The 2,160-nt window shown below is 55.7% G+C and carries 3 protein-coding genes; all 3 read right to left on the reverse strand.

The features are described from left to right. Positions 1–311: 311 nt before the first annotated feature. Complete coding sequence (locus tag HNR46_RS20430; RefSeq protein WP_184022546.1) at positions 312–605, reverse strand: DUF7677 family protein; 294 nt, start codon at positions 603–605, stop codon at positions 312–314. Between the two features lie 146 nt (positions 606–751). Further along, positions 752–1,114: a zinc-ribbon domain containing protein gene (locus HNR46_RS21615; protein ID WP_425491713.1), complete on the reverse strand. Its 363-nt coding sequence runs from the start codon at positions 1,112–1,114 to the stop codon at positions 752–754. 110 nt (positions 1,115–1,224) lie between these two features. After that, positions 1,225–1,632, reverse strand: coding sequence for a hypothetical protein (locus tag HNR46_RS20440; protein WP_184022550.1), 408 nt, complete (start codon positions 1,630–1,632; stop codon positions 1,225–1,227). Positions 1,633–2,160: the final 528 nt, after the last annotated feature.

A 2,160-nucleotide genomic window follows, 5' to 3' on the forward strand; every position in this document is an offset into this window, starting at 1 on the left:
CCCGCCCGGAAATCGAAAACGACGTCCATCACTCGGCACCATCCGAAGGCAATGGTACGACGGGCTCAACAGGGGTTTTCCGACGGTCTCGTTCGGCTTGTTTTGGTTCCGTCCGGCGAGCTTCCTCTAATGCTGAATCGAGGGAAGCCCACATGTCGTCGGAGTCGCGGCGAATGAATAAGTCAGTTCCTGGAAGAGAAATCAAAAGTGTCTTCTTGCCGTTCGGCCGCTCTCCATCCCACTTTAGAATGACCACGTAGCCGTCATCCTCCAATCGCTGCACTTCATCTAAGAGCTTCTGCTGGTTCATATTAGTGAAGCGCGACCTCCCAGTCTTCCAGTGGTGGTTCAATACTGAAGTTCGGATCGCAATATGACCTCAGATAATCCAAAGCTCGCTTCTCTGCATGCTGTAGATTCGTAAGATTGCCTGCCTCATCGAAATCCAACACGTTGGCGAAAATCGCATAGGTCTGCTCAATCGCGCTTGGCTCCTCGCCGTAGAGATCGAGATACTCAACGCCTTCGAGCTGGCTGTGAGTCCCACTCGCGAGGAAGTAGGAGAACGTTCTCAGTGCTCCGCTAACGCTGTGGGGAACTTTCATTTTCTTAGCCGAACGTCAGAGCTGTGGCGTCCCGGGTCCCCATGACGGCGGTTCCGACAGCTCATGCAGATTCCTACCACCCGGGCGGACCTCCAACAAGGCCGCGGTCTAGGGTCGTCCACCAGCGGCTTGTTGGGCATTGGTTCTCATTCGTGTCCCGCCGCTCTTCGGGCTTCGAGCTTCCTCTTCTTCTCGGCGGCTCTACAACTGCGACATCGAATCGCGGTAGAGTAGTAGGGCGCTCCAGAAGCCTCGTAATACCACGCCTGATCTTCGGCCTTCCAAACCTGCTGCGCCCCGCAATCTTGGCAAACGAAGGGAAGATCCTCGAAATAAGTGGGTCTGAAATACGATCCGCCCAAATTGAGCTGGTGCGGATCAACGGGAATTGCGGTCAAGGGTATCTCGGCGGCATCCTTGATCCAGCCCTCAGCGATAAGCTTCGAAATCCGATCAGCTCGCCTTCGGGCGTCCCGATACTCATTCTGCTTGGAGCTTCGGCGTCTCACTTAACTTCTGCCCAACGTCAAAGGCATGGCGCGACGCCCGAACAATGGCGGCGCTCCGTGCCAGATTTAAGGGATCGAATCATCAAAATGGAAACGTAACAAGGCCGCGGTTAGGCGTCGCCATCGCCGCCTTGTTCTGCAATTGGTTTTACGCGGACCGGACCCAACTCTGGATACTTTTGCTCGACGAAGGCAGCGGCATACCGGTCTCCAAATCGATCACGAGCTTCGGCGTCCATAGTGGAATTGAATCCATCCGCGAAGTCAGCAGTCACACCTCGGTCCAGCTTGTAGCCAATTCCGAATCTCTCGCGTAGAAACGCCCGGTGTTCTTCGGTATCGGCGCGAACTATCCCGAACGGATCCAGGAATACAAGGTGATCACGAGCTATCGACTCTCGTGCCGCACTCTGACCCCGATTGTAGTCTGACGAAGTAGGCTTGGGCTGCGTGGTTACGCACGAGCCAATCAGGCTCCATGCCAAAATGGTCACGATGCCGAGTCTCGGAAATCTCATTTCAGCAGAACAGTTTTATTCGTAGGCGATCCGGGCGGTATATCCGGGTCGTGTTTCTTGCGGAATCTTTCCCCAAATCGTTGAAATTCCAAGGAGAAATCGGGACCTGGCGCGTGATATCCCGGCGACGCATGCCAAGCCAAGGCGGGGTGAGATTGGGTGCGGATATTCCGGCTCAAGGCGGGACGAACCAGCCAGGATCTATTCGAAGATCAACCAGTGGTCGGACGAACAGCATTTAGATTGACTCCCGGCGGATGGTTCGCTACTCGGGAATGCTATGAGCAGGATGCCGTTCCGTTGGTGCTGGAGAAAGGATCTTTCGAAATTCCGCGGACTGTCGGACCGGGACAGGCCTGGATTTCTCGTCGCCTTGGAATGGTTCGAGAATTTCCGTCTCCGTCACCAAATGCCCGCGGGCCGGGCAGCTGCACGGGCCTTCTGGCGGCTTGAGGTCCTGCGGGAGGAGGTGACGAGGGAGAATTGGCAGCTTGAGCAGTGGGAATCCGCGATCCAGTGGTATCTGAA

Origin of the sequence: Haloferula luteola (assembly GCF_014201715.1) — a bacterium.
Taxonomy (GTDB): Bacteria; Verrucomicrobiota; Verrucomicrobiia; order Verrucomicrobiales; family Akkermansiaceae; genus Haloferula; species Haloferula luteola.